The organism is Psychrobacter sp. (genome assembly GCF_030454045.1).
Taxonomy (GTDB): Bacteria; Pseudomonadota; Gammaproteobacteria; order Pseudomonadales; family Moraxellaceae; genus Psychrobacter.
In genome coordinates this window covers 20,093-27,402 of record NZ_JAKDJE010000038.1, presented here as the reverse complement: position 1 = coordinate 27,402, position 7,310 = coordinate 20,093, and the positions used below count along the sequence as shown (strand labels likewise).

General features: G+C 41.7%; 8 protein-coding genes. 7 read left to right on the top strand and 1 reads right to left on the bottom strand.

Features of this window, described 5'->3' with window-relative positions; genetic code table 11:
* Positions 1 to 49 precede the first annotated feature (49 nt).
* The 6 genes from L0G63_RS08415 (at position 50) to yfaE (ending at position 3,621) form a co-directional block, all read left to right on the top strand.
* The gene (locus L0G63_RS08415) at positions 50 to 904 is read left to right on the top strand and encodes a P-loop NTPase fold protein (RefSeq protein WP_367618359.1); all 855 of its coding nucleotides are present in this window, start codon (positions 50 to 52) and stop codon (positions 902 to 904) included.
* A gap of 153 nt (positions 905 to 1,057) precedes the next feature.
* A complete protein-coding gene (locus L0G63_RS08410) occupies positions 1,058 to 1,309 on the top strand; it encodes a type II toxin-antitoxin system Phd/YefM family antitoxin (protein ID WP_075102948.1) in 252 nt (83 codons plus the stop codon).
* On the top strand, positions 1,299 to 1,586 hold the full coding sequence (locus L0G63_RS08405) for a type II toxin-antitoxin system RelE/ParE family toxin (RefSeq protein ID WP_071001399.1): 288 nt from the start codon (positions 1,299 to 1,301) through the stop codon (positions 1,584 to 1,586). The genes L0G63_RS08410 and L0G63_RS08405 overlap by 11 nt, the downstream gene beginning before the upstream one ends.
* A gap of 36 nt (positions 1,587 to 1,622) precedes the next feature.
* Entirely contained in the window at positions 1,623 to 1,994 is a 372-nt protein-coding gene (locus tag L0G63_RS08400) for a hypothetical protein (RefSeq protein ID WP_301450239.1), read from the top strand.
* Between the two features lie 86 nt (positions 1,995 to 2,080).
* Positions 2,081 to 3,214: a class Ia ribonucleoside-diphosphate reductase subunit beta gene (gene nrdB, locus L0G63_RS08395; protein WP_201600993.1), complete on the top strand. Its 1,134-nt coding sequence runs from the start codon at positions 2,081 to 2,083 to the stop codon at positions 3,212 to 3,214.
* A 137-nt stretch (positions 3,215 to 3,351) separates the two neighbouring features.
* A complete protein-coding gene (gene yfaE / locus L0G63_RS08390) occupies positions 3,352 to 3,621 on the top strand; it encodes a class I ribonucleotide reductase maintenance protein YfaE (protein WP_301450238.1) in 270 nt (89 codons plus the stop codon).
* 139 nt (positions 3,622 to 3,760) lie between these two features.
* Here yfaE and L0G63_RS08385 read toward each other — a convergent pair whose 3' ends face one another.
* A complete protein-coding gene (locus L0G63_RS08385) occupies positions 3,761 to 5,092 on the bottom strand; it encodes a S1C family serine protease (RefSeq protein ID WP_301450237.1) in 1,332 nt (443 codons plus the stop codon).
* Positions 5,093 to 5,478: 386 nt separating this feature from the next.
* Here L0G63_RS08385 and L0G63_RS08380 point away from each other — a divergent pair, with 386 nt between their 5' ends.
* The gene (locus L0G63_RS08380; protein WP_301450236.1) at positions 5,479 to 6,315 is read left to right on the top strand and encodes a Nif3-like dinuclear metal center hexameric protein; all 837 of its coding nucleotides are present in this window, start codon (positions 5,479 to 5,481) and stop codon (positions 6,313 to 6,315) included.
* Positions 6,316 to 7,310: the final 995 nt, after the last annotated feature.

Here is a 7,310-nt window from a genome sequence, read left to right as displayed (position 1 = left end):
TGAGTAAGTCATGGTCTTTATAATAACAATTGAATTTGATAATTAGTTTATAACATTTTTAAGTAGGATTGACTATAGATGCAAACCTAGCTTTAGTATTGAGCTACTTGAAAGAATTAAACATATCTTTAATACACCTAATATCATCTTTGTACTAGGTACTGACTTAGATCAACTTGGAAAAGCAATTTCAGGTGTTTATGGCGAAAGCTATGACGGAAGAAAATATTTAGACAGATTTTTTGATTTTGAATTTAATTTAAATATTCCTACCTATGAAGATTTTTGGCAAAGCCTTATTGAAAACTACACAGGTAAAAATGACATAGAAACTTTGAATAACAAGTCCGATATTCTTACGTATGGACTATGGTTTACCCAACATCTTCATCTATCAGCTAGAGACGTTAAAAGACTATATACCAAGTTTTACCTAGCTTCTTTATCAGAACATTCAGGTAATAATTTACCTTTAATACTTTTGTTAAGTGTGGTCAAAAATCATTCTAAAGCTCTATATACTAATATAAAGCTAAATTCATTTAATTTGGATGAGCTATTCGAGTTTATGAAATTTAAAAATATTACTTTAATGCATACTAATGATGAAATAACGTCCAAAATACTTGTTTTGATTCATAACTTACTATTGGCTAATCAAAACGAAGTTAAATCTTCAGAAATAATAGACTTGTTATCAAAGAATTTCGCAAACCCTAGTATGAAAGCTTTTATTGAACATTTTCTTGATCGATACAAAGATGACGACAAACTTTCAATTGATAATTTAGAGTCAGTATACAAGGCAGTAGACTTGCAGGGTATTTCTCATAAACAGTTTGCTAATGTGTCCGCATCCATACAAACCAGTTTTGGACAAGCTACAATTACTTCTAGTAACTGATGACTTATATTCATGATCGTAGGATAAGTTAATAATAGTCTATCTTGCTTTACATCCCAAAATATTTAAATTTAATACAATAACAAATAAAACCTAATTTTCGTGCTAAAATTAGCCCTATATTTAGAGCTTAATTTTAATGGGGAATAGGTCATGCAACCAATATTTGCGACACAAACAGCCAGTATCTCAGAGCTAAAAAACAATCCCTCTGCCTTGATTAAACAGTCAGATGGTGAGTCGATTGCTATTTTGAACCACAACAAACCCGTGGCTTACTTGGTTTCATCAGACGTGTTTGAGCGCATGATGGAAGCGATGGACGATATGGCACTCAGCCAAACCGTAAACGCACGGATGAATGATGGGCAAACGCCTATCAAGGTCACGTTAGATGACTTATAGCCTTGAGTTTCACCCGTTAGCGTTAAAAGAATGGAAAAAGATAGCGCCAAGCATCCAGCAGCAGTTTAAGAAAAAATTACAGCAGCGACTCTCCAACCCTCATGTGCCTGCGTCAAAACTCTCTGGACACACAGACACTTATAAAATTAAGTTACGCACCATAGGCTATCGTTTGGTATATACCGTCAAAGATGACGTGGTGGTGGTTTATGTATTGGCAGTCGGTAAAAGAGAAAATAACAAGGTATATGACAGTCTGGCGACGCGTCAGCCCTAACGAAAACAAGTAAGCAGCAATAATAACGGAGGTCATGTGCAATATACCGCAATCATCAAAGACGGTGGTTTGTTTATCCCAAACGTATTTTCAGACCTAAACGATGGTGGCTCGCATATCGTACAAGTCGAGGTTGATATTGCAGCGGTGCGTCAGCAGTTAGGTGTGGATGAAGCACCAAAGGCAACTGTCACCAAAAAAACCGTGGCAAAATCAGCCAAAAAACCAGCATCAAGAGCGGCTAAAAAAGACACAAAAATAGCAGCAGAAGAGTCTGATGTAAGTACCCTACGCAAAAGCGCGCTTGATGAATTAGAAGCATTAGATGATAGTGAACTAAGCGAGATATTCAAAGCTTATATGAATGATGGACAAGAATCCTCACAGATATCGCTAGAGAACCTTTAACCCAAAAAGCCATTGGCCAAAATTTATAATATAATCATATCCAATTTGTATAATTTCATAACCATATCAATGATAAAGGCAGTCCCATGACTTACTCGATTTTTTCTCAAACGCCAAACAATGCGCTAAAAGAGCCGATGTTCTTTGGTCAGCCCGTCAACGTGGCGCGCTATGACCAACAAAAGCACCCTATCTTTGAGCAATTGATTGAAAAGCAGCTGTCGTTCTTTTGGCGTCCAGAAGAAGTCGATGTATCACGCGATCGTATCGACTTTAGCAATCTGTCGTCGCATGAGCAGCATATATTTTTGAGCAACCTCAAGTACCAGACCCTACTCGACTCTATCCAAGGTCGTAGTCCAAACGTGGTGCTACTGCCGCTGGTGTCTATCCCTGAGCTTGAGACGTGGATTGAGACATGGTCGTTTAGCGAGACCATTCACTCACGCAGCTATACCCATATCATTCGTAATATCGTCAATGACCCAAATATTATCTTTGATGACATTATGCAAAACGAGCACATCTTAGGCCGTGCCTCTGATATCGCCCAGTACTATGATGAGCTGTATCGCAACTCACAACTATATAGCTTGTACGGTCCAGGTACGCATAATATCAATGGTGAGCAAGTGACCGTTGATTTGAGATCATTGAAAAAGCAAATGTATCTATGCATCATGGCGGTCAACGTCCTAGAAGCGATTCGTTTCTATGTGTCGTTTGCTTGCTCGTTTGCCTTTGCTGAGCGCAAATTGATGGAAGGTAATGCCAAGATTATTAAATTAATTGCTCGTGACGAAGCGTTGCATTTGACCGGTACGCAGCACATGCTAAACCTCATGCGTAATGGTCGTGACGATCCTGAGATGGTCGAGATTGCTGCAGAGTGTTTCGATGAAAGTATTGAGATCTTCCGTAAGGCAGCTGAGCAAGAAAAAGAGTGGGCAGGCTACCTGTTCAAAGACGGCTCAATGATCGGTCTAAACAAAGACATTCTGTGCCAATACATCGAATACATCACTAACTTGCGTATGGAAACCGTCGGCTTGCCAGCGGCGTTCCCGAACTCAAAATCAAACCCAATCCCGTGGATCAACACGTGGTTGTCGTCTGACAATGTGCAGGTCGCACCGCAAGAGACTGAGATTAGCTCGTACTTGGTCGGTCAGATTGATTCAGATTTGTCAGATAGTGATTTTGATGATTTTGAATTGTAAAAGCTTTGAGCTGTAAGAAGCTGAATTATAAGAGCTTTGAGCTATAAAGGTTTTAAATTATAAAGGCTTGATCTGTAATCATTTTATCGGTTAATGGTAGGGATAGTAATAGCACAGATATCCCAATAGGATGAGCGATGACTTGGGTAATGACCAGTAAAAAGCAGTTCTATCTACATGACGACGAGAGTCTGTTAGATGGACTGCTACGCACCGGACACGATGTCAACTATCAATGCCGCGAGGGCTATTGTGGTAGCTGCCGAGTCAAGCGTATTGCCAGCTCACACACGGTCGATTATCCATTTAACCCACTGGCGATGATTGAGGACGATGAAATCCTACCCTGCTGTTGCCGAGTGCGGGGTGTCATCTATATCAATCATGAATTTATCGAAAAGCCTTAGCAGGATAGTAAGGACTAAAGACTGGCCTGAATAAAACCAGCTCCAATAAAAAGCGCGCTCCTTGAGATAAGGAGCGCGCTTTTTTTGTGCTATCGACTCAATCAGTGTGCTAATGAATCGCACTTATTATAAAGACAACCTACTGTGTCACCGCATCTTGCTCGAACAGTTTCATTAGCTCTTCGCGCATACGATCACGCTCTGCCTCTGACATCATAGGTGCTTGCTCATCACCTTGGATACTACCACCCATACCGTCCATATTCTCACCTTGCAGAACGACAGGGCGCTCGATAGGCTCTTGTACAGGGCGCTCTTCTAACATTATTTTTACTTGAGCATTTTTGCCGCGACGTAGTATCTGAGCATCCAGCTCAGTGTTCGGCGGCTTACGAGCGACATATTGGATCAAGGTATTGGCATCGGTCATCTCGACACCATCGATGGTTAGAATGATATCGCCAACGCGCAAACCACTCTTGGCAGCAGGACTGCCTTCGATGACGTTTAGCACTTCCACGCCAGTTGACGTCTCAAGCTGCGTTGGGTCACGTAGCTGTGACTGAATTTCGATACCGAGCCAACCACGACTGACGCGACCATCTTTGATCAGCGCATTCATCACTTGCTCTACCAATGATGTGGGAATCGCAAAGCCAATACCCATCGAGCCACCAGAGCGCGAGAAGATCACCGTATTGATACCGACTAGCTCACCACGAGCATCAACCAGAGCGCCACCTGAGTTACCTGGATTGATCGCCGCATCCGTCTGGATGAAGTCTTCAAACTTATTGACCCCCAATCCAGTACGTCCAGTTGCTGAGATAATCCCTTGCGTCACGGTCTGACCGACCCCAAATGGATTACCAATTGCCAAAGCCAGATCCCCCACGCGAATAGGATTTTCGCGGAAACCAAGCGGCGTCAATCCTGTCATATCAACCTTAATCACTGCTAAATCACTATCAGGGTCTGTACCGATGATTTTGGCGCGGCTCTTGCGTCCATCATTGAACGCAACCGTGATCTCATCCGCTTTTTCGATCACATGGGCATTGGTCACGATATAGCCATCTTCTGATACGATCACACCAGAGCCTAGATTGGTATTGCCCTGCTCTTGTGATGGGCCACCATGATATTCAAAAAACCGGCGCAATACGGGATCATCCATATAAGGATGCTCTGTCATCGTTTGTGTGGTGTAGATATTGACGACCGACTGCGACGCACGCGCAACTGCATTATGATAAGAAGAGATGGGCGCTGGTGTATCCGCAACTGGCTCTGACGCTTGCTGCTCGGCTGGCGGGGTTCTCGGCGGCTCCCACGTGGCCTCCGATGATGACTTCATACTCGTGAACAACCAAATAAACGCTGCTAACACTAGCAGCAATAAGACCCAAGGCAACCATTTTAATAAAGAAACCTTGTTACGGGTGTTATTGGTGTTCTGGGATGACGACATATAGAACCTCTATAAATGTAATGCAAACAAACAGTGGAAAGTAAAATTATAAGAGATAACACAAATTGGTTGCGACTAATGACATGTCATTGTCTGACTAAGCAACGCAATTATCTAGTTAGGCAATGGATGACCAAATAGGCAGACTCACATGTATAAATTATAACCGCAATGCCGTGAAATAGTAACGTATCGTGTACCATTTCAGTTATCCATCTTGTCTACTCTTTTACAGTGCCATGTTAAAATCATCGCTATCAGATATTTGAGATAGATAATGATCAATTATTTATCTTTTATGAGTCTTTGTCTTCAAACAACTTTTTTGAAGCACTATATTTGAATGACAATGCATTACTGCAAGGCAATAACAATAAGGAAACCTAATGACCCAAAACACGACTACTGAACCTTCAACCAACAGCATCAGCGCACAAGCCTTAACACAGTTTTGTGACGAGTATTTATCTGCCAGTGTGTTTAAAGACTATGCGCCAAATGGCTTACAAGTAGATGGCGGAACACCCATACAGCGTATCATTACAGGCGTGACAGCGTGCGAGGCGCTGATTGATGCGGCTATCGCTGACAATGCCGATGCGATTATGGTCCATCATGGCTACTTTTGGAAAGGTGAACCTGCGCCTATCACTGGTATGAAAGGCCGCCGTATCCGTAAATTGATGCAGCATGGTATCTCTATGATTGGCTATCATTTACCGCTTGATGCGCACCCCGTGATTGGTAACAATGCAAAACTGGCAGACATACTAGATATGACCATTACTGGCGCGCTCTACCCCAACGAATCACACCCTGTTGGTAATATCGCCACTTGCACACCGCAGAGTGCTGATAGCCTTATCGCCAAGATTACTCAAGCGCTTGGCCGCACCCCACTATATATCTCGGCTAATTATGAGTATCACTCTGATAATAATGCGAAAACGACTGCCAATAGTGAGAGAGTGATCAAACGTGTCGGTATCTGTACAGGCGGCGCCCAAGATATGATCGAACAGGCTGCCATAATGGGCTGTGACGCCTATATCTCTGGTGAAATCTCTGAGCGTACCACGCATATCGCTCGTGAGCTGGGTATTGATTACTTTGCTTGTGGTCATCACGCAACAGAGCGCGGCGGTATTAAAGCACTAGGAGAGATACTTGCCCAAAAGTTTGGACTGCCAGTAACCTTTGTTGATATTGAAAATCCAGCATAAAATAGCCAATATAGTGGCCATCATTAGGACAGAACTCGAGACGATTAATAAAGACTATAGGCGTTGTTATAGCCATTATCGCAAAACTCATTAATGAGTTTGTAAATATTACGCCCATAATATAGCGACATTTAACCGTTTATATCTCAATTGTTAAGTTTTATCGCTATTTTCTTAACTCTACTTGAATAATGCAAGCGATATCCGCATATTACTACCTGTAAGAAAGAACGTTTTGTCATGAAACTTCCCATTATTACAGCTTCCGGTTATGGCACTATAATGATATTGGTGGTTATCCAAGAGTTTGCTGCGCACTATAAGCAACATGACTTTGGAGCGCTGCTGACTAAAGCACGATAGCCCACTATATATCGTAGTAGCATCGTGCGTTTATTTTTAGTGTCGCGGTGACAGTTTGCTCAACTGATTTGATAGCGGATATTTTCACCTATCAAATTTGGTTAAGACGCTTACCCTCATCGCTGGACAACTTATGAGCTAGCAAATTTATTACCAATCATTTACGGTATCGCTAGCTCATAGAACCAAAATAGTCAAAGAAAATGGCTTTATTTGCTCAAATAGTAAATGATGATATTTTGTTTTTGACTATATCGTTGTCTCAATAACTTACTCATGACCTTACCTATGTTTGATATATAGTTGTTTGGCCGTTAGCCATAATGAATGATCGATGAAGGAATCATCTGATTTACATCCTTCGTGTAATCGTGCGCCCAAATTTTGATAAGCCGGTTTTAAACCCTCAAAATGGCGCGCAAAATCAGGCAATGATCATTGGCTAACCCAAAATCCACATCGCTAACTCTTAGAGAGAGCATGCTAGTGGCGCTATAATCAAGCAGGATGACTGATACTTATTTTATTCAAAAGTATGATGTCGTCTGAAATGCTGTATTGATACATGCCAAATGATGTGCATGTATTTTTACGCGTTTTTGCGGTAAGAAGGATGGCTAAAATCAGGAGAC